The organism is Enterobacter oligotrophicus (assembly GCF_009176645.1).
In the GTDB taxonomy this organism is placed as follows: domain Bacteria; phylum Pseudomonadota; class Gammaproteobacteria; order Enterobacterales; family Enterobacteriaceae; genus Enterobacter; species Enterobacter oligotrophicus.
On record NZ_AP019007.1, the window covers coordinates 567,571 to 588,419 of the forward strand.

Sequence of the window (20,849 nt, forward strand, 5' to 3'; positions counted from 1 at the left end):
TCAGCAAGGAATTGCCATGTCTCAGTTTCATCTCATCGCGCCGTCGGGCTATTGCATCAACCAGGACGCGGCACAGCGAGGCGTTCAGCGTTTACTGGAATCCGGCCATCGGGTAGAAAATCAGACAATTATCCCCCGCCGCCTGCAACGTTTTGCCGGAACCGACGCGCAGAGACTGAACGATATCAATAGCCTGGTAAACCTGAAGGACGAGAACACTATCGTACTGGCGGTGCGCGGAGGCTATGGCGCGAGCCGGTTGCTGGACAGTATCAACTGGTCCGGGCTGGCAAAACGCCAGCAGCAGAACCCGCTGCTGATTTGCGGGCACAGCGATTTCACAGCGTTCCAGCTTGGTTTACTGGCGTTGCATAACGTCATCACCTTCAGCGGCCCGATGCTGGCGGGGAATTTTGGTGCACCGGAGCTGGATGCGTTTACCGGGGAACATTTCTGGCGTGCGCTGGAGAACCCGGTATTCAGTATTGAGTGGCAAGGCCGCGGGCCGCACCATGAGTGTGAGGGCCAGCTGTGGGGCGGAAACCTGGCGATGCTGGTGTCGCTGATAGGTACGCCGTGGTTACCGCAGATAGAGAACGGCATTCTGGTGCTGGAAGATATCAACGAGCACCCGTTCCGCGTCGAGCGCATGCTGCTGCAGCTTTATCATGCGGGTATTCTTGAGCGCCAGTCCGCCATCGTGCTGGGCAGTTTTAGCGGCGCGCTGCCCAATGATTACGATGCCGGATACTCTTTTGAATCAATGGTTGAGTTTATCCGTTCCCGGCTGGATATTCCGGTGATTAGCGGCCTGGAATTTGGTCATGAACAGCGGACCGTCACCCTGCCGCTGGGGGCGAAGGCGCACTTATTGCATCATGATTCAGGCAGTCGGTTAACCATCAGCGGTCATCCGGTTATAAAGGCATAAAAAAGCCGTTAAACCGCCTTAATAAAACGCTGTTTCTGTCGTTAATATGTTAGGGTTTTAATAACAGCATTAACATTGAGGTGGGAGTAATAAAACATTGGATGCCGCAGCGATAATCAGCCTTTTCATTCTGGGTTCTGTGCTTGTAACCTGTAGTATTTTATTGAGTTCATTTTCATCGCGTCTCGGCATACCTATTCTCGTTATTTTTCTTGCCATCGGCATGCTGGCTGGCATCGATGGCATTGGCGGTATCCCATTCGATAACTACCCGTTCGCCTACATGGTGAGTAACCTCGCGCTGGCCGTTATCCTGCTCGACGGCGGGATGCGCACCCAGGCAAGCTCGTTTCGCGTCGCATTAGGCCCGGCGCTGTCGCTGGCGACCGTCGGCGTGCTGATTACCTCTGGCCTGACCGGGATGATGGCGGCTTGGCTGTTCCATCTGGACATCATGGAAGGTCTGCTGATTGGTGCCATTGTGGGCTCTACCGATGCGGCGGCGGTGTTTTCTCTGCTCGGCGGCAAAGGGCTGAACGAACGTGTCGGCTCAACGCTTGAAATTGAATCCGGCAGTAACGATCCGATGGCGGTATTTCTTACCATTACGCTGATTGAGATGATCCAGCAGCACGAGACGGGCCTGAGCTGGATGTTTGCCTGGCATATCCTGCAGCAGTTTGGTCTGGGGATTATTATCGGTCTGGCTGGTGGCTATCTGTTACAGCAGATGATCAACCGCATCTCCCTGCCTGCGGGTCTTTATCCCTTGCTGGCCCTGAGCGGCGGTATCCTGATTTTCGCCGTGACCACTGCGCTGGACGGCAGCGGCATTCTGGCGGTCTATCTCTGTGGTTTCCTGCTCGGTAACCGCCCGATTCGCAACCGCCATGCCATTTTGCAGAACTTTGACGGCCTGGCCTGGCTGGCGCAAATCGGCATGTTCCTGGTGCTCGGCCTGCTGGTGACCCCCTCTGATCTGCTGCCAATTGCCGTTCCGGCACTGCTGCTGTCGGCCTGGATGATCTTCTTCGCGCGCCCGCTGTCGGTATTTGCCGGTTTGCTGCCGTTCCGCGGCTTTAACCTGCGCGAGCGGGTATTTATCAGCTGGGTGGGGCTGCGCGGCGCAGTGCCGATTATCCTTGCGGTCTTCCCGATGATGGCCGGTCTGGATAACGCGCGGCTGTTCTTCAACGTGGCGTTCTTCGTGGTGCTGGTGTCGCTGCTGTTCCAGGGAACCTCACTGGGTTGGGCGGCAAAAAAGGCGAAAGTGGTGGTTCCGCCCGTCGGCTGGCCGGTCTCCCGCGTGGGGCTGGATATCCACCCGGAAAACCCGTGGGAGCAGTTTGTCTACCAGCTTAGCGCCGATAAATGGTGCGTGGGTGCGTCGCTGCGCGATCTGCACATGCCTGCCGAAACGCGGATTGCGGCGCTGTTCCGTGACAATGCCCTCCTGCACCCGACCGGTAGCACAAGACTGCGCGAGGGCGATATTCTCTGCGTGATTGGCCGTGAGCGCGATCTGCCCGCGCTGGGCAAGCTGTTCAGCCAGTCGCCACCGGTTGCGCTGGACCAGCGTTTCTTTGGTGATTTTATTCTGGAAGCCAGCGCCAAATTTGCCGATGTCGCCTTGATCTATGGCCTGGATGAAGGCATGGAGTACCGTGACAAGCAGCAAACGCTGGGCGAAATTATCCAGCAGATGCTGGGTGCTGCGCCTGTCGTGGGTGACCAGGTGGAGTTTGCCGGGATGATCTGGACGGTTGCCGAGAAAGAGGATAACGCGGTGCGGAAAGTCGGCGTGAGGCCGATGGAAGAGGAACCGGAATAGCGGTTTTTTGCCGGGTGGCGCTAACGCTTACCCGGCCTACGTTCGGGGATTTTGTAGGTCGGGTAAGGCGAAGCCGCCACCCGACACAACCCATCGTTACACTGTCACAACCGGCACTCTTGGTGCCAGCGCACACATTAATTCATACCCCACCGTTCCTGCCGCGGCCGCCACATCATCAATTTTGATTTCATTGCCCCACAGTTCGACAGGCGAGCCAATGCCTGCCTGCGGGCATGGGGTCAAATCTATCGCCAGCATATCCATTGACACCGTGCCGACAGTGCCGGTACGTACCCCATCGACCCACACGGGTGTACCACTCGGCGCGATACGTGGATAACCGTCAGCATAACCGCCTGCAACGATCCCGATACGTTGCTCGCCCGTCGCCCGGTAGCGGCTGCCATAACCTACCGTGTCTCCGGCTTTCAGAGTCTGTACGCCTATGATCTCACTGCGCAGGGTCATCACCGGCTTCAGGCCACTGTTGGCAATATCCTGCCACTGGCCGGACGGCGACGCACCGTACAGAATAATTCCCGGACGCACCCAGTCAAAATGCGCTTCCGGGTGCCAGAGCGTGGCCGCCGAGTTAGACAGCGAGCGCGGACACGCCAGCCCTTCTGCCGCCTGCTCAACACGCACCATCGCATCAGCAATGCCGTCCGGCTTTTCCGCGTCCGCGAAGTGCGCCATCAGCGTCATTTCACCGACGTTTTTCAGTGCGCGCAACTGCTGCCAGACCGTATGTACGCGCTCAGGCTGAAAGCCCAGGCGGTTCATGCCACTGTTGACCTTGAGGTAGATGTCCAGCGGAGCGTGTAATTTTGCATCCTGCAGGGCTTTAACCTGCCAGTTACTGTGAATGCTGGTCGTCAGCCGATACTTGTCCAGCAGCGGTAAATCATCCGCACGGAAGAACCCTTCCAGCAGCAGTATCGGCCCTTTCCAGCCGCGCTCGCGCAGCAGAATGGCCTCTTCCAGATTCAGTAACGCAAAGCCATCAGTGGAACCGAGTGCGCTCCAGATGCGATCGATGCCGTGGCCGTAGGCATTAGCTTTCACCACCGACCAGACGCGTGAACCTGGCGCAGCACGGCGAACAATCTGCAGGTTATCTTTCAGGGCCTGCAAATCCAGCTGAGCCAGAATGGGACGGGACATGACGACTCCTTAATTATGCGCGCCGTGCAGGTGCTGTGGACGCGTTGGGGTAAAACCTGATTGATAGCGTGCGGCACTTAAATCGTCAAACGGAATTGCCGGAGTGCGCCCGGAGATCAGGTCACTCAACAGCTGACCGGAGCCGCAGGCCATCGTCCAGCCGAGCGTGCCGTGCCCGGTATTGGTCCACAGGTTTTTATACGGCGTGCGGCCAACAATCGGCGTGCCGTCTGGCGTCATCGGGCGCAGGCCGGTCCAGAAGGTCGCCTGCTCAATAAAGCCCCCGCGCGGGAAGAGATCGCCCACCACCATCTCCAGCGTTTCGCGACGCGGCTGCAGCAGCTCGGTATTGAAACCGACAATCTCCGCCATGCCCCCCACACGGATGCGGTTGTCGAAGCGGGTGATCGCGATTTTGTAGGTTTCATCCAGGATGGTTGACACCGGCGCGCCGCTCTCTTCTTTCACGGGAATGGTCAGTGAGTAGCCTTTCAGCGGGTAAACCGGAATATCGAGGATACCTTTCAGCATGGCGGTGGAGTATGAGCCAAACGCCATCACGTAGGCATCCGCTTTGATCACCTCTTCGCCACACTTCACGCCGTATATCTTTTCCCCTTCCGACAGCAGTTTATCGACAGCAGTGTTAAAGCGGAATTTAACGCCCGCCTGCTCGCACATGCTGGCCAGACGCTGGGTGAAAAGCTGGCAGTCACCGGTTTCATCATTAGGCAGGCGCAGGCCGCCGGTCAGCTTGTGCGCCACTTCCGCCAGCGCCGGTTCAACCCCGGCGAGCTGGCTGGCTTCCAGCAGTTGATAGGGTACGCCCGCATCTTCCAGCACCGCGATATCGCGGGTGGCGTTCTCATACTGTTGCGCGGTGCGGAAAAGTTGCAACGTACCGCCCTGACGGCCCTCATATTCAATGCCGGTCGATGCGCGCAGCGCTTTCAGGCAATCACGGCTGTATTCCGCCAGACGCACCATGCGCCCTTTATTTTCCATGTAGTGGCGGGTATCGCAGTTGCGCAGCATCTGCCACATCCATTTAAGCTGGAACTGCGTGCCGTCGAGGCTTATCGCCAGCGGCGCATGACGCTGGAACATCCATTTGATCGCCTTCAGCGGGACACCAGGTGCCGCCCATGGCGCGGCATAGCCCGGAGAGATTTGCCCGGCGTTCGCCGCGCTGGTTTCCAGTGCAGGGCCGGATTCGCGATCGATAACGGTAACATCATGTCCCGCCTGACTTAAATACCAGGCGCTGGTCACGCCAACGACACCACTTCCCAGTATGACAACACGCATAGCCACTCCATAATGAGCAAAAGAACAATCATCTAATTACAGATTGATAACCTAGTTGAAAATATTATTCAACATACGACTTTTTTATGGTGACTTATCTCACATCCTCCCCTGTATACAGGGTAAAGGCTTATTTGCGATCTCGTGCTGCGCGTCATTTTTAACCAGCATAAAATGCTGGTCAGTGGGCTTTTTTTGCCGAATCAAAAATGGAAAATCGCAAAGAAAAAATTTCTGCGTCAGCACGTTTTTTAACACGTTGATCTATGCTTGAAAGGAGGCTCTCCAGACAGAGAGAGCACCAACAACGAGGGCGCGCTAATGGCTACTATTGATTCCATGTCCAGGGACAGCACACGTCTGAGCGATGGACCCGACTGGACCTTCGAGTTGCTGGATGTCTACCTGGCGGAAATTGACCGGGTAGCAAAACTGTATCGCCTGGATACCTACCCCCATCAAATTGAAGTCATTACGTCCGAACAGATGATGGATGCCTACTCCAGCGTCGGGATGCCGATTAACTACCCGCACTGGTCGTTTGGTAAAAAGTTCATCGAGACAGAGCGACTGTATAAGCACGGCCAGCAGGGGCTGGCATATGAGATCGTCATTAACTCCAACCCGTGTATCGCCTATCTGATGGAAGAGAACACCATTACCATGCAGGCACTGGTGATGGCGCACGCCTGCTACGGGCATAACTCGTTCTTCAAGAACAACTATCTTTTCCGCAGCTGGACGGATGCCAGTTCCATCGTCGATTACCTGATTTTCGCCCGTAAATACATTACCGACTGCGAAGAGCGCTACGGCGTGGATGAAGTGGAAAAACTGCTCGACTCCTGCCACGCGCTGATGAACTACGGCGTCGACCGTTACAAACGCCCGCAAAAAATCTCCCTGCAGGAGGAGAAAGCCCGGCAGAAAAGCCGCGAAGAGTATCTGCAAAGCCAGGTGAATATGCTGTGGCGTACCCTGCCAAAGCGTGAAGAGGAAAAAACCATCGCCGAGGCGCGTCGTTACCCGTCTGAGCCGCAGGAAAACCTGCTCTACTTTATGGAGAAGAATGCGCCGCTGCTGGAGCCGTGGCAGCGCGAGATCCTGCGCATTGTGCGTAAGGTGAGCCAGTATTTCTACCCGCAGAAACAGACGCAGGTGATGAACGAAGGCTGGGCGACCTTCTGGCACTACACCATCCTTAATCATCTGTATGACGAGGGGAAAGTCACCGAGCGGTTTATGATGGAGTTTCTGCACAGCCACACCAACGTGGTGTTCCAGCCCGCTTACAACAGCCCGTGGTACAGCGGCATTAACCCGTATGCCCTCGGCTTTGCCATGTTCCAGGACATTAAGCGCATTTGCCAGTCGCCGACGGAAGAGGATAAATACTGGTTCCCGGACATTGCCGGTTCGGACTGGCTGGAAACGCTGCATTTTGCGATGCGCGACTTTAAGGATGAGAGCTTTATCAGCCAGTTTATGTCGCCGAAAATCATGCGCGACTTCCGCTTCTTCACCGTGCTGGATGATGACCGGAATAACTACCTGGAAATTTCAGCGATCCATAACGAAGAGGGATACCGGGAAATCCGCTCTCGCCTCTCTTCTCAGTACAACCTGAGCAATCTTGAGCCAAACATTCAGGTGTGGAACGTGGATTTGCGCGGCGATCGCTCGCTGACGCTGCGCTATATCCCGCACAACCGCGCGCCGCTGGACAAAGGGCGCAAGGAAGTGCTGAAGCACGTGCATCGCCTGTGGGGGTTTGACGTACTGCTGGAGCAACAGAACGAAGATGGCAGCGTGGAGCTGCTGGAACGGTGCCCGGCGCGGTTGAATACGCTGTAGTACCGCTTTTTTTGCCCGGTGGCGCTGCGCTTACCGGGCCTACAAAACCCGTAGATCGGGTAAGGCGTAGCCGCTACCCGACGAAAAAAAACCTCTCATGCGAGAGGTTTTTTATTTTAGCGGCTCTGAATTGCTAAATCGCCCGGCAGCGTTTTCTGCATACGGTGCCAGATTTCACCGGAGTCATGGCCATAACGACGCACCGTTTCATAGACCTGATCGTGCAGACCTTCAGAACACAGTTTGCTCAGTTTATGGTAGAAACCCAGCGCCAGACTGCGGGCTTCAGGGTTGGCAAAATAGTGACGACCAATGCGGGTATACAGCCCTTTCATCCCGTTCAGGATCAGGCCGTAAATCGGGTTACCGGATGCAAACGCCAGACCACGGAAGACATTGTAATCCAGTGTTGCAAACGCATCGGCGTGATCTTCCACTGCATTCGCACTCGCCAGCACAGCGAGTGCATCTTCAGGATGCTGACGAAACGCAGTACGAATAAAGATGGTGGCGATGTTGGTACGCACGGAGAGCAGATTATCGATCAGCTGTGGCACACTTTCGTGGTCGAGACGCGCAAGCGTTTCAAGAATATTCAGCCCGGACGTTTCCCAGAAGTTATTCACTTTGGTTGGCTTGCCGTGCTGAATCGTCAACCAGCCATCACGTGCCAGTCGCTGAAGCACTTCGCGGAGCGTGGTACGCGTGACGCCAATCAGTTCAGAGAGTTCGCGTTCAGCAGGTAGAATTGATCCCGCAGGGAAACGATTATTCCAGATGCTTTCAATGATGTACTCTTCCGCGAAACCCGCCGGGCTCTGCGCCTTAATGACCATAGTGAGATTTCCATTACACAGCTTTAGCAAATTGCACTCATCATACCAGAGGCTCGCTAAGGCAGATAGCGCAGCAAAGTGAGAAAAGAGGGATCGCCGTTTCATTTTTGTGAAATTTACAAAATGGCTTTGCCGCCCTCTCCGTCGCCATTTTTGCGTATACTGATGTTTTGTCTCATTTGACGGGGAAGGACGTCTGTCGTGGAAATTTCATTTGGCCGCGCGCTGTGGCGCAATTTTTTAGGCCAGTCACCTGACTGGTACAAACTGACTTTACTGGTATTCCTGGTCGTTAATCCCGTTATTTTCGTTGTGAACCCGTTTCTTGCCGGGTGGCTTTTGGTTGCGGAGTTTATCTTTAGCCTGGCGATGGCGCTGAAATGCTACCCGCTCCTGCCTGGTGGACTCCTGGCGTTTGAAGCCGTAGTTATCGGCATGACCCGCGCTGAGCATGTTAAAGAGGAGCTGGCGTCGAACCTGGAAGTCCTGCTGCTGCTGATGTTTATGGTGGCCGGGATCTACTTTATGAAGCAGCTGTTGCTGTTTATCTTTACCCGCCTGCTGTTAAGCATTCCCTCAAAAACCGCCTTGTCGCTGGCGTTCTGCCTTGCTGCCGCGTTCCTGTCGGCCTTCCTTGATGCGCTGACGGTGGTCGCGGTTGTGATCAGCGTCGCCGTCGGGTTTTACGGTATTTATCACCGGGTGGCTTCGTCGCGCCCCGGAGATGACCTGCAGGATGACAGTCACGTGGATATGCATAACCGCGAGGTGCTGGAACAATTCCGCGCGTTTCTGCGCAGCCTGATGATGCATGCGGGCGTCGGTACGGCACTGGGCGGCGTGATGACCATGGTCGGCGAGCCACAAAACCTGATCATTGCCAAAGCCGCAGGCTGGAATTTCGGTGAGTTTTTCCTGCGCATGGCACCTGTCAGCGTCCCGGTACTCTTCTGTGGATTAGCCACCTGTATTCTGGTCGAGAAATTCAGGGTCTTTGGCTATGGCGCGCAACTGCCAGAACCGGTTCGCCATGAGCTGCATTCGTTTGATCTGCAGAGCCGCCGCCAGCGTACTCGTCAGGAGACGTTGCGTCTTATTGCCCAGGGGATTATTGGCGTCTGGCTTATCGCGGCGCTGGCGTTCCATCTTGCCGAAGTCGGTTTGATTGGTTTATCCGTCATTATTCTCGCCACCACCTTTACCGGCGTAACGGATGAGCATGCGATCGGCAAAGCCTTTACCGAAGCCCTGCCGTTTACCGCGCTGCTGGCGGTATTTTTCGCCGTTGTCGCGGTGATTATCGACCAGCATCTGTTCGCGCCGATTATCGCCTTTGTACTGCAGGCCGCACCGGACGCGCAGCTTTCGCTGTTCTATTTGTTTAACGGCCTGCTGTCGTCGATTTCCGATAACGTGTTTGTCGGGACGGTCTACATTAACGAGGCCAAAGCTGCAATGGAGCAAGGAACCATCAGCGCCGGGCAGTTCGAACTGCTGGCCGTGGCGATCAACACCGGCACCAACCTGCCATCGGTGGCAACACCTAACGGCCAGGCCGCATTCCTGTTCCTGCTGACCTCAGCGCTTGCGCCACTCATACGGCTTTCCTATGGAAGGATGGTGTGGATGGCCCTGCCCTATACGCTGGTGCTGACACTTGTTGGCTTGCTGTGCGTCAAAATTACCCTCATTCCTTATACGCACTGGTTGATACAAGCGGGTATACTTGCTGCGCCTTAAAACACGCATAGCGGGCAGTTTGCTGCCCGTTTGCCTTTTCGCATGATAAACATCCAATTACGTTTATTTCGTCAGGTACAGGTGGCGCGAAAAACGAATTCGTTTACACTGCGCTTTCTAAGCATGTTCCAGGGAAATGATTATGTTGAGATTTTTAAACCAGTGCTCCCGCGGTCGCGGAGCGTGGTTGTTAATGGCCCTGACCGCCTTTGCGCTGGAAATGGTCGCGCTGTGGTTCCAGCACGTGATGGGGCTGAAACCTTGCGTGCTGTGCATTTATGAACGCTGCGCGCTGTTCGGCATTATGGGGGCAGGCCTGGTGGGTGCGATTGCCCCAAAATCGCCGCTACGCTACGTCGGTATTGCTGTCTGGCTGTACAGCGCCTGGAAAGGGATTGAGCTTTCCTGGCAGCACACCATGATGCAGCTGCATCCGTCACCGTTTATGACTTGTGATTTCGCCGCCCGCTTCCCGAGCTGGCTGCCGCTGGATAAATGGCTGCCGCAGGTGTTTGTGGCATCCGGTGACTGTTCAGTCCGTCAGTGGGAATTCCTGACGCTGGAGATGCCACAATGGCTGGTGGGTATCTTTGTGGCCTACTTCGTTGTGGCGCTGCTGGTATTGATTGCGCAGCCGTTCAAACCGAAGAAACGCGATCTTTTTGGGCGCTAATTTGCCCGGCGGCGCTTCGCTTGCGCGGGCCTACGGTTGTGTAGGTCGGTAAGCGTAGCGCCACCCGACACAACAGCGCATAAAAAACCCGCCTCGGCGGGTTTTTTATTATCAACGATTGGGATGGTTCATAATGTGGTCTTCCCAGTCCCGCACCTCAGACTCTTTCACCGCAATGTGGCGCACGGAAATACGCTCGCCATGCATCGCCGCTTTAGAGCCGGTCAACAGTGGATGCCATGTCGGCAAATCCTTCCCTTCCGCCAGCAGACGATAGGCGCAGGTATGCGGCAGCCATTCAAACGTTGGCAGGTTTTCGCGGGTTAGCTTGATGCAGTCCGGCTCATATTCGAAGCGGCGCTCGTAGTTGCGGCATTGACAGGTTTTGATGTTGAGCTGCTTGCAGGCAACGTTGGTGAAATAGATCTCGTCGGTATCTTCATCCATCAGCTTATGCAGGCAGCACTGCCCGCAGCCGTCGCATAACGACTCCCACTCCACGTCGGTCATTTCGTCGAGCGTTTTACGTTGCCAGAAAGGGATGTCGTTCATCAGGATGTCCACACGTCAAAAGAAAGCGCACCTTATAACGAGTCTGGCACGTTGATGCAAGTTTTGCCGCCCGATAAAGGCGGCAAGATGCTTTTACAGCACGCGGGTTTTCAGGGAAAGGCCATTAAAGCTGACGTCCAGTTCGTCGCCACCGTGAAGCGGGCCGACGCCTTCAGGCGTACCGGTCAGAATCACATCGCCCGGTTTCAGGGTAAAGTAGCGGCTCATATAGGCTATCAGCGGCACGATCTTGTGGATCATATCGGCGGTTGTACCCTGCTGGCGGATCTCGCCGTTCACCTTCAGGCTGAGCGGGGTGTTCTGCGGATCGTCGGTAAACTCTCCTGCCGGCACAAAGCCTGAAATCGGGCAGGAATTATCAAAACCTTTGGCTTTTTCCCACGGCTGCCCTGCTTTCTTCATTTTACCCTGCACGTCACGCAGGGTGAGATCCAGGGCGACACCGTAACCGGCAATGGCTTTTTGCACATGCTCTTCGGAAGCCTGACGCAGGGTTGCACCGATGAGCACGGCCAGCTCCACTTCATGATGAACGGACCCCAGTCCCTGCGGTAGCGCCAGCGGCTGACGAATATCGCAAAGCGCGGTCTCTGGCTTTATGAACAGCACCGGCTCTTCTGGCGTCGCGCTGCCCATTTCCTGAATGTGTTTGGCATAGTTGCTGCCGACGCAGACCACTTTGCTGACGGGATAATCCAGTAATGCACCTTGCCAGTTATGATGTTGATACATGGTCGACCCCTAAACGGTTGATGTGTTGTTTCCGGAAGCGTCCCGGACTATTTCTTTCCGTTCACCTCAAGATGCTGTTTTAATAAATTCTCGGGTGGTGGTGGAAGCTGTAAATAATAGCCTTGCTCGGTTAATGCCGTTTTCACTTTTTCCAGATCGGCATTCACCAGTTTCTTACGCCCATCCAGCGGTAACAGCATGGCCAGCTGTGGCCGGCCAAAACTTTTCATTAATTCTTCAGGCACGCGGGAAAAATCGTCTTTCTTTTCGACATACAGGTAGGTCTGGTCGCGGCTTGTACTTCTGTAGATCACACAAAACATGTTTTTACTCTGAATTAATGGGTGGTTGCTTGCCTCAATATACTCCTGACTATAACATGCCTGATACTCTTCGGAATATCGCAGCGACGTGTTGCGGTTAATAGCAAATTGAGTAAGGCCAGGATGTCAAACACGCCCATCGAGCTTAAAGGCAGTAGCTTCACCTTATCAGTGGTTCATTTGCATGATGCAAAACCCGAGGTTATTCGTCAGGCGTTAGAAGACAAAATTGCGCAGGCTCCCGCATTTTTGAAACATGCCCCCGTCGTCGTCAATGTCAGTAGCCTGGACGCTCCCGTTAACTGGAAGCTGCTCCAGCAGGCCGTCTCGTCGACCGGGCTGCGTATTGTTGGCATCAGCGGCTGTAAAGACGCTGAGTTAAAAGCAGAAATTGACCGCGCAGGGCTGCCGCTTCTTAACGAAGGTAAAGAAAAAGCCCCACGTCAGGCTCCTGTCGCCGCACAAACAGCCCCGCCTCCGGTGCAAAACGCTACTTCCGTCACAAAAACACGATTGATTGATGTGCCGGTTCGTTCCGGTCAGCGTATTTATGCGCCAAACTGTGATCTTATTGTTACAAGCCACGTCAGCGCTGGCGCAGAACTGATTGCAGATGGCAATATTCACGTCTACGGTATGATGCGTGGGCGAGCGCTCGCAGGTGCAAGTGGCGATCGGGATGCACAAATATTTTGTACTCACCTGACGGCGGAGCTGGTGTCCATCGCAGGTGAATATTGGCTGAGCGACAAGATCCCAGCCGAATTTTATGGCAAAGCGGCTCGCCTGCTGTTAGCAGACAACGCTTTGACCGTTCAACCGTTAAATTGATCCCTTTTAACAAGGAATTTCTATGGCACGCATTATTGTTGTGACTTCGGGTAAAGGAGGCGTTGGCAAGACCACCTCCAGCGCGGCCATCGCTACTGGTTTGGCCCAGAAGGGAAAGAAAACTGTCGTTATCGATTTCGATATCGGCCTGCGTAACCTGGACCTGATCATGGGCTGTGAGCGTCGCGTTGTGTATGACTTCGTTAACGTCATTCAGGGCGATGCCACGCTTAACCAGGCGCTGATTAAAGACAAACGCACCGAGAATCTCTACATTCTCCCGGCTTCTCAGACCCGCGATAAAGACGCGCTGACCCGCGAAGGCGTGGAAAAAGTGCTCGACGATCTGAAAAAGATGGAGTTCGACTTTGTGGTCTGTGACTCCCCTGCCGGTATCGAAACCGGTGCGCTGATGGCGCTCTACTTCGCCGATGAAGCGATCATCACCACCAACCCTGAAGTCTCATCCGTTCGTGACTCTGACCGAATTCTGGGTATTCTGGCCTCCAAATCCCGCCGTGCGGAAAATGGCCAGGAGCCGATCAAAGAACACCTGTTGCTGACCCGCTACAATCCGGGTCGTGTGAACAAGGGTGATATGCTGAGCATGGAAGACGTGCTGGAGATCCTGCGCATCAAGCTGGTTGGCGTGATCCCGGAAGATCAGTCCGTGTTGCGCGCGTCTAACCAGGGTGAGCCGGTTATTCTGGATACACAGGCAGACGCGGGTAAAGCGTATGCGGATACCGTAGACCGTCTGCTGGGAGAAGAACGTCCTTTCCGCTTCATTGAAGAAGAGAAGAAAGGTTTCCTCAAACGCCTGTTCGGAGGATAAGTTATGGCATTACTGGACTTTTTTCTCTCGCGGAAAAAAAGCACCGCCAACATCGCTAAAGAGCGTCTGCAAATCATCGTTGCGGAGCGTCGTCGTAGCGACGCCGAGCCGCACTACCTGCCGCAGCTGCGCAAGGACATTCTGGAAGTGATCTGTAAATACGTGCAGATTGACCCGGAAATGGTCACCGTACAGCTTGAGCAGAAAGACGGGGATATTTCGATTCTGGAGCTTAACGTGACGCTCCCGGAAGCGGAAGAGTCGCGTCCGTAGGTTTATGATTTCGTAGCCCCGGTAAGCGTAGCGTCACCGGGAAAATGTGCCGGGCATGGTTTCATGACCCGGCATAGTCTTTATCGTGGGTATGCTTCCAGCAGCGTATTCAGGCGATCGGCCATCAATTCCCCGCGCCAGCCCGCCACCATCTCCGGCAGTCCATTTTGTGGTTTCAGCTTCCAGTGCCAGTTCAGCAACTGGTTAATCTGACGCCGTGAGGCCAGCAGCTCCGCGCTCAGTTTACTTTCGCTCGCCACGTCCTGCACCAGCGCCTTTATGTCCTTGAACGCTTTACGATAGCCCGGCATGTCCATCAGATTCAGCAGTGACTCCGGCAGTGCGTCATCCGGCATTTGCTGCGCTTTTGCCACCAGCGCAAGCAGCGTTTTGCCATGGAAACGGATCTCGCTACCGGAAAGCCCGATGCTATCCAGCTCGCCCATGCTGCCAGGCATATAGCGCGCAACCGCCCAGAGATGCTCTTCACGCACCACAAAGTTAACGGCCAGGTCGCGCTCGCGCGCTTTACGCAGACGCCAGTCGGCCAGCAACTGCAGGCATGCCAGCTGACGCGTGCGGAGCTGCCATGCGTTGGTGATATCGCGCCACGCATCCTTTGGATCAACCACTTCCTGACGGCGTAGCTGCGTCATACGACACTCATCCAGTGCGGCTGGCAGCCATCCGGAGGCGTCGGCCTCTTTCATCAGCTGTCCGGCAATGGGCAGCAGGTAGAATACGTCAGCCGCCGCATATTCCAGCTGACGCGCCGTCAGCGGGCGGGCGAGCCAGTCGGTGCGGGATTCGCTTTTGTCCAGCACTAAGCCCGTGTACTCCTCCACCATGGCCGCAAACCCCCACGACAGCGGGCGATTGCTGAAGGCGGCGAGGATCTGCGTATCAATCAGAGGCTGCGGCATGATGCCAAAGGTGTTGAGAAACACTTCCAGATCTTCACTGCCCGCGTGCAGGTATTTGGTCACGGCGGTATCGAGCAGCAACTCACGCATCGGCGTCCAGTCGGTAATACCGAGAGGGTCGATCAGCGAGACGTGTTTGCCGTCGTACATCTGAATCAGCCCCAGCTGCGGATAATACGTGCGGGTACGGACAAATTCCGTATCCAGAGCGATAGCGGGAAAATCGCGCGTCACCTCGCACAGCGAAGCCAGCTCGTCGTTGGTAGTGATCATCTGGTAATTCAAATCGGACTCTCTTTTGTTTGCGCCCATAAAAAACGCCGGCTTAACCGGCGTCTGGGCGATTAACGTGAAGCTCAGGCCTTATTGTCCACTTTGGCACGGGCTTCGTCACGTAATTCTCGTCGTAATATCTTCCCGACGTTGGATTTTGGCAGCTCATCGCGGAATTCAACCAGCTTCGGCACCTTGTAGCCTGTCAACTGACGTCGACAGAAGGTGATCAGCTCGTCTTCTGTCAGCGAAGGATCTTTTTTGACCACAAAAATCTTCACCGTCTCACCGCTGCTGCCGGAAGGGACGCCCACTGCCGCCACCTCAAGCACACCGCTGTGCTGCATCACCACGTCTTCGATTTCGTTCGGATAGACGTTAAAACCGGAGACGAGGATCATATCTTTTTTACGATCAACGATGCGCAGGAAGCCTTCATCATCCATCACGGCGATATCGCCAGTGTGCAGCCAGCCGTCTTTAAGGATTTCGTCGGTGGCATCCGGGCGCTGCCAGTAGCCCAGCATAACCTGTGGGCCTCTGACGCACAGCTCGCCCGGCTCGCCATGGGGCACTTCATTACCGTCATCATCGACCAGTTTGGCTTCGGTCGATGGCACCGGCAGGCCGATGCTGCCGCTGTGGTAGTCGATATCGTGCGGGTTAACGCTGACCAGCGGTGCGCATTCCGTCAGCCCGTAACCTTCCAGCAGATATTGCCCGGTGAGCTTCACCCAGCGCTCAGCAACTGCCTGTTGAACAGGCATCCCGCCGCCTGCGGAAAGGTGCAGCGTGGAGAAATCAAGCTGCTGGAACTCTTTGTTATTAAGCAGCGCGTTAAACAGCGTGTTTACGCCCGTCATGGCGGTGAACGGGTATTTAGCCAGCTCTTTCACCAGGCCCGGAATATCGCGAGGGTTGGTGATCAGCAGATTCTGCCCGCCCAGCTCAATAAACAGCAGGCAGTTCATTGTGAGCGCGAAAATGTGATACAGCGGTAGCGCGGTCACCACCAGCTCTTTGCCTGGATGCAGGAGCGGTCCATAGGTCGCGTTCACCTGCTCAAGGTTTGCCAGCATGTTGCGATGCGTAAGCATTGCCCCTTTGGCAACACCTGTGGTGCCCCCCGTGTATTGCAGGAACGCCAGATCTTCAGAAACAACCTCCGGTTTGACGTACTGCATACGGTAGCCAGCATGGAGTGCGCGGCGGAACGAGATGGCATCCGGCAAATGATATTTTGGCACCAGACGCTTAACGTACTTAACAACGAAGTTCACCAGCGTGCCTTTCGCCGTGGAGAGCTGGTCGCCCATGCGCGTCAGGATAACGTGTTTAACCTGCGTTCTCTCGACCACTTTTTCCAGCGTATGGGCGAAGTTCGAGACGATGACAATCGCGGCCGCGCCGCTGTCATTCAACTGGTGTTCAAGCTCGCGCGGCGTGTAGAGCGGGTTGACGTTGACGACAATCATCCCTGCCCTCAGTATCCCGAACAGCGCCACCGGGTACTGCAACAGGTTTGGCATCATCAGCGCGACGCGGTCCCCTTTTTGCAACCCCAGCCCTTCCTGCAGATAAGCAGCAAACGCCCGGCTACGCTCTTCCAGTTTACGGAAGGTCATGACTTCGCCCATATTCACAAATGCAGGCTGGTCAGCGTAGCGTCGTACCGAGTGTTCAAATAATTCAACCAGGGATTGATAACGGTCAGGGTTGATCTCCGCAGGCACATCTGCGGGATAACGGTTAAGCCAAACCTTCTTCAATGCATCACCTCTGAAATGAGCGTTCGTCGTCATCACAACCCCGATAATAAACAGTTCGTTAACATTATATTAACTCAGCGTACCAGTTTATTAATTACCCAGATTTAAGGTTGCGAAGCGCGTCACTCTTTTTTTTCGTTTTATCCGTAAAAAAACAGAGACAGCGGCTGAGCCGCTGTCTCTTTTCTAGTAATAACAGTAAGTTACTCAGTTACGATGGTTTGAACCTGTGCTGGACCAGGGTTGTACCAGCCCCATCCGCCATAACCGTAACGATACGGGTGTGGACCCCACATCCACGGATCGATCGGCTGCGGCGGCATCACCACCTGCTGCGCAATGCGCCAGCGTTTGTAACCGTTCACCTGCATGGTCATAAATTTGTACGGCGTATTGCCGATTTTACCCTGCTCCGAACCGGTGATGGGCCCTACCACCGTGACCAGTTGCCCACGGAAATCAACCGGGTCAAGGAAGCCACTGACGTCAGCATAGATCCGCCCACGCGAAGCCTCGCCCAGCATTGGCCGCGCACCGCTATCCAGTGGCACAGTCGCAATCTCCAGGCGGGTTTTGCCTTGCTGGTTTACGACCTCAACCACCTTACCGCCAAACCGCGCTTCCTGGCCGACATACAGCTCAGGCGCATTCATCACGCGAACCAGATCCTGCTGTGGCGTAGGGCTGCTGCCCTTAATCGCATCAGGAACGGTTACACACCCGCTCAGTGCTATGGCAACCACGCCTGCCATAAAAAGGCGTACAACTTTAGTCTGAACCGCCATGATGCGACTCCTTTTTTCTCAGTTCCTGTTACTGAGATTCATTCGCGGCCTGGAAGTTTCTTCCACGCAACCGTGTTTCGCAAATAAACCGGCTCGGCGTGTTCAACGGCCACGGTTTTTCCTGCCGCCAGCAACTGACGGGCAATTGGGAGCATATCCTCCGCAGCGGGAAGAAGCATGTTGCCATCCACCAGCGTTAAACCGGTGCCGTTCGCCATCTCCGGCCAGGCGGGCCAGCCGGTACCGACCGTTGCCCACTCGCCGGACAACTGCTGCAGACGTTCAGTTACCGCCTCCGGCTTAAGTACCGCTTCTGTCTCTTCACCGTGCCAGACGCCGTTTTCATCACGGGTATATTCAGCCCAGTAGACTTCCCCCATGCGGGCATCAATCGCTGCCAGCACGCGGGTTGCGCCGGTCATTCGCCATGCGCCCTGCGCCATGGTCGCCAGCGTGGAGACGCCGATCATCGGCAGATCAGCGCCCAGCGCCAGCCCCTGCGCGATACCAATCCCGATGCGCACGCCCGTAAAGCTGCCAGGGCCACGGCCATAGGCCAGCGCATCAAGTTCGGTTAAGGCAGTGTTGCCCTCGGTCAAAATCGCTTTCACCAGGGGCAGAATACGTTGGGTGTGTTCCCGTGGGCACTCTTCGAAATGAGCACAGATAGCACCGTCGTTCCACAGGGCAACAGAACAGGCCTCTGTAGCGGTATCAATAGCCAGAATTCGCATCAGTCGTCGCGCTCTCGCAGTGGTCAGTCACAAAATGGCGCGCATCTTAGCATACTCCGGGGCAAATTACTCCGCCGTTGGGTTAGCCAGGAAACGGACTGCGCGTTTAATGTCACGCGTGCGTGGCGCGGGCGGCAGGCTTGCCAGAAAGGTGGCACCGTAAGGGCGCATCACCAGCCGGTTGTCGCAGATAACCAGCACGCCGCGATCGGTGACGTCGCGGATCAGACGCCCGACACCCTGTTTCAGGGTTATCACCGCGTCGGGTAACTGCACGTCGTCGAAGGGATCGCCCCCGCGCAGACGGCAATCTTCCATTCGCGCTTTCAGCAGCGGATCGTCCGGGGAGGTAAACGGCAGTTTGTCGATGATCACCAGTGAAAGCGCATCGCCGCGCACGTCCACCCCTTCCCAGAAGCTGCTGGTTGCCACCAGCAACGCGTTACCCGCACTGACAAACTGTTGCAGCAGTTGTCCCTTGCTGGTTTCCCCCTGCAGCAGAACCGGCAGTGTCATGGTGGCACGGAACTGTTCTGCCAGGTCGCGCATCATGGCGTGGGAGGTACAAAGCATAAAGCAGCGGCCATTGTTGGCCTCAATCATCGGTTTCAGCATCGCCGCAAGAAGGCGCGCTGCACCGGGCTGATTCGGCAACGGTAAATTGCGCGGCACACAGAGCAACGCCTGCTTTTCGTAATCAAACGGGCTTGGCAGCAGCAGTGATTCCGCCTGCTCAATCCCCAGACGCTCGGTAAAGTGGTGCAGATCGTCATTTACTGACAGCGTTGCCGAGGTGAAGATCCAGCTCCCCGGTTTTTGCGCCATCACCTCTTTAAATTTATCCGCGACCGTCAGCGGCGTCAGGGCCAGCGTGAATTGACGCGAGGTACATTCATACCAGTAGCTAAACCCTGGCTGGTTGATCTCTTTCAGCCTTTTGAGCCGTCCGCGGTAGAGCGTGGCGCGCTCAAAAGCGGCATCCAGCAGCGCGGAGCGACCGAGTGACAATTTTGCCACGTCGTAACAGAGTTCAAGCGCATCATCCAGCAGCAACAAGGCGCGCTGGATATTTTTGTCCGCCAGCAGTTCACGCAGGTTGCCGCGATAACCTGGCTCGCCAAGCTGTAAGCGGAAATCCTGCGCGCTTTGTGCCAGACGGTCGGCACATTTCTGTAGCTGCTGGGTGTCTTTTAATTCGGTGCGATAGGCGATGGTGAAATCTTTCGCCAGATCCTGCAACTGGCGGCTGGAGAGCGACTGGCCGAAATACTGGCTGGCGATATCCGGAAGCTGGTGGGCTTCATCGAAGATCATCACGTCCGCTTCAGGGATGAGTTCGCCAAAGCCGCTGTCTTTGACCACCATATCCGCGAGGAACAGATGGTGGTTAACCACCACCACATCGGCGTCCATGGCGGTTTTACGCGCTTTCACCACAAAACAGTCTTTATACAGCGGGCAGTCGCTGCCGAGGCAGTTGTCGTTGGTACTGGTGACCAGCGGCCAGGCAGGGGAATCTTCCGGTACGCTCGCGCAGGTGCTGATATCCCCCTCTTCGGTCTGGTTGGCCCAGGCGCGAAGGATAATGACATCGCTCAGGGTTTGTACCGGCAGATCGCCTCCCGCCAGCGCCTGCTGTTCAAGCCTTTCCAGGCAGAGATAGTTAGACCGCCCTTTCAGCAGCGCCAGACGGCCTTTATATTTCAGCGCTTTTGCAACCGTCGGTAAATCACGGCTGTAGAGCTGATCCTGCAGAGCTTTCGACCCTGTCGAGACAATCACTTTCTTTTTCGCCCGAAGCGCCGGGGCGAGGTAAGCGTAGGTTTTACCCGTGCCGGTTCCGGCCTCAACCACCAGCGGTTGTGCCTTATCGATTGCGCGTGCAACGGCGTGCGCCATCTGGCGCTGTGGTTCACGCGGTTTGAAGCCGGGAATGGCCTGCGCTAACTGACCTTCAGGGGAAAAATCGTCTGCCACGGTGCTCTCTCACTGTATTTTTGCACAGGGATTATGTCAGCCCATCCTCTCCTGTGCCACCCCAAATAGTGACGAAGGGAGAACAATATGGCAGTCTTGCCGCCTGATATGAAAATAACGAGGAAACGTTTATGACAATCGTGCGCATTGATGCCGAAGCCCGCTGGTCTGATGTGGTGATCCATAACCAGACGCTTTACTACACTGGTGTTCCGGCTAATCTTGACGCCGATGCCTTTGAGCAGACGGCGAACACCCTGGCGCAGATCGACGCCGTACTGGAAAAACAGGGCAGCGATAAATCCCGCATTCTGGATGCGACGATTTTCCTGGCGAATAAAGACGATTTCGCGGCGATGAATAAAGCGTGGGATGCGTGGGTCGTAGCGGGTCATGCGCCTGTACGCTGCACCGTACAGGCCACACTGATGAAACCGGAATACAAGGTAGAGATTAAGATTATCGCGGCGGTCTGAGCCGG

At 55.6% G+C, this 20,849-nt stretch carries 19 protein-coding genes and 1 pseudogene; 9 read left to right on the forward strand and 11 right to left on the reverse strand.

The window, feature by feature from the left end; all coding sequences use genetic code 11:
• Window positions 1-16: 16 nt before the first annotated feature.
• Both ldcA and EoCCA6_RS02695 read left to right on the forward strand, forming a co-directional pair.
• Window positions 17-931, forward strand: a complete 915-nt coding sequence (gene ldcA, locus EoCCA6_RS02690; RefSeq protein ID WP_152081363.1) for a muramoyltetrapeptide carboxypeptidase — start codon at window positions 17-19, stop codon at window positions 929-931.
• Window positions 932-1,070: 139 nt separating this feature from the next.
• Window positions 1,071-2,693 (forward strand): annotated as a pseudogene (locus EoCCA6_RS02695) (potassium/proton antiporter); the annotation flags it as partial.
• Between the two features lie 165 nt (window positions 2,694-2,858).
• Here the strand turns inward: EoCCA6_RS02695 and dadX are convergent.
• Both dadX and EoCCA6_RS02705 read right to left on the reverse strand, forming a co-directional pair.
• Window positions 2,859-3,929 (reverse strand): catabolic alanine racemase DadX, encoded by a 1,071-nt coding sequence (gene dadX, locus EoCCA6_RS02700; protein WP_152081365.1) that lies wholly within the window; start codon window positions 3,927-3,929, stop codon window positions 2,859-2,861.
• A 9-nt stretch (window positions 3,930-3,938) separates the two neighbouring features.
• The gene (locus EoCCA6_RS02705; RefSeq protein ID WP_152081366.1) at window positions 3,939-5,237 is read right to left on the reverse strand and encodes a D-amino acid dehydrogenase; all 1,299 of its coding nucleotides are present in this window, start codon (window positions 5,235-5,237) and stop codon (window positions 3,939-3,941) included.
• Between the two features lie 321 nt (window positions 5,238-5,558).
• Between EoCCA6_RS02705 and EoCCA6_RS02710 the strand changes: the two genes are divergently transcribed.
• Entirely contained in the window at window positions 5,559-7,091 is a 1,533-nt protein-coding gene (locus tag EoCCA6_RS02710) for a SpoVR family protein (protein ID WP_152081367.1), read from the forward strand.
• 116 nt (window positions 7,092-7,207) lie between these two features.
• Here the strand turns inward: EoCCA6_RS02710 and fadR are convergent, their stop codons facing one another.
• Window positions 7,208-7,927, reverse strand: a complete 720-nt coding sequence (gene fadR / locus EoCCA6_RS02715; protein WP_152081368.1) for a fatty acid metabolism transcriptional regulator FadR — start codon at window positions 7,925-7,927, stop codon at window positions 7,208-7,210.
• A 201-nt stretch (window positions 7,928-8,128) separates the two neighbouring features.
• Here fadR and nhaB point away from each other — a divergent pair, with 201 nt between their 5' ends.
• Together nhaB and dsbB are read left to right on the forward strand one after the other, a co-directional pair.
• Window positions 8,129-9,667 carry a Na(+)/H(+) antiporter NhaB gene (nhaB, locus tag EoCCA6_RS02720; protein ID WP_152081369.1) on the forward strand — a complete coding sequence of 513 codons (1,539 nt, stop codon included), beginning with the start codon at window positions 8,129-8,131 and terminating at the stop codon, window positions 9,665-9,667.
• A gap of 142 nt (window positions 9,668-9,809) precedes the next feature.
• Window positions 9,810-10,340 carry a disulfide bond formation protein DsbB gene (dsbB, locus tag EoCCA6_RS02725; protein WP_152081370.1) on the forward strand — a complete coding sequence of 177 codons (531 nt, stop codon included), beginning with the start codon at window positions 9,810-9,812 and terminating at the stop codon, window positions 10,338-10,340.
• 111 nt (window positions 10,341-10,451) lie between these two features.
• Here the strand turns inward: dsbB and EoCCA6_RS02730 are convergent, their stop codons facing one another.
• From EoCCA6_RS02730 to EoCCA6_RS02740, 3 genes are all read right to left on the reverse strand, one after another.
• Window positions 10,452-10,892, reverse strand: coding sequence for a YcgN family cysteine cluster protein (locus EoCCA6_RS02730; RefSeq protein WP_152081371.1), 441 nt, complete (start codon window positions 10,890-10,892; stop codon window positions 10,452-10,454).
• Window positions 10,893-10,985: 93 nt separating this feature from the next.
• The gene (locus tag EoCCA6_RS02735) at window positions 10,986-11,645 is read right to left on the reverse strand and encodes a fumarylacetoacetate hydrolase family protein (protein WP_152081372.1); all 660 of its coding nucleotides are present in this window, start codon (window positions 11,643-11,645) and stop codon (window positions 10,986-10,988) included.
• Window positions 11,646-11,692: 47 nt separating this feature from the next.
• Complete coding sequence (locus tag EoCCA6_RS02740) at window positions 11,693-11,968, reverse strand: YcgL domain-containing protein (protein WP_014832355.1); 276 nt, start codon at window positions 11,966-11,968, stop codon at window positions 11,693-11,695.
• Window positions 11,969-12,091: 123 nt separating this feature from the next.
• Between EoCCA6_RS02740 and minC the strand changes: the two genes are divergently transcribed.
• Genes minC through minE form a run of 3 tightly spaced genes read left to right on the forward strand, consistent with a single transcriptional unit; the run spans window position 12,092 to window position 13,907 of the window.
• The gene (gene minC / locus EoCCA6_RS02745) at window positions 12,092-12,799 is read left to right on the forward strand and encodes a septum site-determining protein MinC (RefSeq protein WP_152081373.1); all 708 of its coding nucleotides are present in this window, start codon (window positions 12,092-12,094) and stop codon (window positions 12,797-12,799) included.
• Window positions 12,800-12,821: 22 nt separating this feature from the next.
• Complete coding sequence (gene minD / locus EoCCA6_RS02750) at window positions 12,822-13,634, forward strand: septum site-determining protein MinD (protein ID WP_003859938.1); 813 nt, start codon at window positions 12,822-12,824, stop codon at window positions 13,632-13,634.
• Between the two features lie 3 nt (window positions 13,635-13,637).
• Window positions 13,638-13,907: a cell division topological specificity factor MinE gene (gene minE, locus EoCCA6_RS02755; protein WP_010432714.1), complete on the forward strand. Its 270-nt coding sequence runs from the start codon at window positions 13,638-13,640 to the stop codon at window positions 13,905-13,907.
• A gap of 80 nt (window positions 13,908-13,987) precedes the next feature.
• Here the strand turns inward: minE and rnd are convergent, their stop codons facing one another.
• From rnd to EoCCA6_RS02780, 5 genes are all read right to left on the reverse strand, one after another.
• On the reverse strand, window positions 13,988-15,103 hold the full coding sequence (gene rnd, locus EoCCA6_RS02760; protein ID WP_152084385.1) for a ribonuclease D: 1,116 nt from the start codon (window positions 15,101-15,103) through the stop codon (window positions 13,988-13,990).
• An 83-nt stretch (window positions 15,104-15,186) separates the two neighbouring features.
• A complete protein-coding gene (gene fadD, locus EoCCA6_RS02765; protein ID WP_152081374.1) occupies window positions 15,187-16,872 on the reverse strand; it encodes a long-chain-fatty-acid--CoA ligase FadD in 1,686 nt (561 codons plus the stop codon).
• Between the two features lie 203 nt (window positions 16,873-17,075).
• The gene (locus EoCCA6_RS02770; RefSeq protein ID WP_152081375.1) at window positions 17,076-17,657 is read right to left on the reverse strand and encodes a Slp family lipoprotein; all 582 of its coding nucleotides are present in this window, start codon (window positions 17,655-17,657) and stop codon (window positions 17,076-17,078) included.
• Between the two features lie 38 nt (window positions 17,658-17,695).
• On the reverse strand, window positions 17,696-18,391 hold the full coding sequence (gene tsaB, locus EoCCA6_RS02775) for a tRNA (adenosine(37)-N6)-threonylcarbamoyltransferase complex dimerization subunit type 1 TsaB (RefSeq protein WP_152081376.1): 696 nt from the start codon (window positions 18,389-18,391) through the stop codon (window positions 17,696-17,698).
• 66 nt (window positions 18,392-18,457) lie between these two features.
• Window positions 18,458-20,368: a DNA repair helicase YoaA gene (locus EoCCA6_RS02780; RefSeq protein WP_152081377.1), complete on the reverse strand. Its 1,911-nt coding sequence runs from the start codon at window positions 20,366-20,368 to the stop codon at window positions 18,458-18,460.
• Window positions 20,369-20,499: 131 nt separating this feature from the next.
• On the opposite strand from EoCCA6_RS02780, the gene EoCCA6_RS02785 reads away from it, so the two are divergent.
• Window positions 20,500-20,844: a RidA family protein gene (locus EoCCA6_RS02785; RefSeq protein WP_008500498.1), complete on the forward strand. Its 345-nt coding sequence runs from the start codon at window positions 20,500-20,502 to the stop codon at window positions 20,842-20,844.
• The last annotated feature ends 5 nt before the right edge of the window (window positions 20,845-20,849 follow it).

Excerpts from the sequence above, each read along its gene's own strand:
- minC (WP_152081373.1), top strand. The coding sequence starts at position 12,092 with ATGTCAAACACGCCCATCGAGCTTAAAGGCAGTAGCTTCACCTTATCA.
- minD (WP_003859938.1), top strand. The coding sequence starts at position 12,822 with ATGGCACGCATTATTGTTGTGACTTCGGGTAAAGGAGGCGTTGGCAAG.
- EoCCA6_RS02705 (WP_152081366.1), bottom strand. The coding sequence starts at position 5,237 with ATGCGTGTTGTCATACTGGGAAGTGGTGTCGTTGGCGTGACCAGCGCC.
- EoCCA6_RS02740 (WP_014832355.1), bottom strand. The coding sequence starts at position 11,968 with ATGTTTTGTGTGATCTACAGAAGTACAAGCCGCGACCAGACCTACCTG.
- EoCCA6_RS02710 (WP_152081367.1), top strand. The coding sequence starts at position 5,559 with ATGGCTACTATTGATTCCATGTCCAGGGACAGCACACGTCTGAGCGAT.
- EoCCA6_RS02785 (WP_008500498.1), top strand. The coding sequence starts at position 20,500 with ATGACAATCGTGCGCATTGATGCCGAAGCCCGCTGGTCTGATGTGGTG.
- dsbB (WP_152081370.1), top strand. The coding sequence starts at position 9,810 with ATGTTGAGATTTTTAAACCAGTGCTCCCGCGGTCGCGGAGCGTGGTTG.
- minE (WP_010432714.1), top strand. The coding sequence starts at position 13,638 with ATGGCATTACTGGACTTTTTTCTCTCGCGGAAAAAAAGCACCGCCAAC.
- EoCCA6_RS02730 (WP_152081371.1), bottom strand. The coding sequence starts at position 10,892 with ATGAACGACATCCCTTTCTGGCAACGTAAAACGCTCGACGAAATGACC.
- EoCCA6_RS02770 (WP_152081375.1), bottom strand. The coding sequence starts at position 17,657 with ATGGCGGTTCAGACTAAAGTTGTACGCCTTTTTATGGCAGGCGTGGTT.
- rnd (WP_152084385.1), bottom strand. The coding sequence starts at position 15,103 with ATGATCACTACCAACGACGAGCTGGCTTCGCTGTGCGAGGTGACGCGC.
- ldcA (WP_152081363.1), top strand. The coding sequence starts at position 17 with ATGTCTCAGTTTCATCTCATCGCGCCGTCGGGCTATTGCATCAACCAG.
- fadR (WP_152081368.1), bottom strand. The coding sequence starts at position 7,927 with ATGGTCATTAAGGCGCAGAGCCCGGCGGGTTTCGCGGAAGAGTACATC.
- tsaB (WP_152081376.1), bottom strand. The coding sequence starts at position 18,391 with ATGCGAATTCTGGCTATTGATACCGCTACAGAGGCCTGTTCTGTTGCC.
- dadX (WP_152081365.1), bottom strand. The coding sequence starts at position 3,929 with ATGTCCCGTCCCATTCTGGCTCAGCTGGATTTGCAGGCCCTGAAAGAT.
- EoCCA6_RS02735 (WP_152081372.1), bottom strand. The coding sequence starts at position 11,645 with ATGTATCAACATCATAACTGGCAAGGTGCATTACTGGATTATCCCGTC.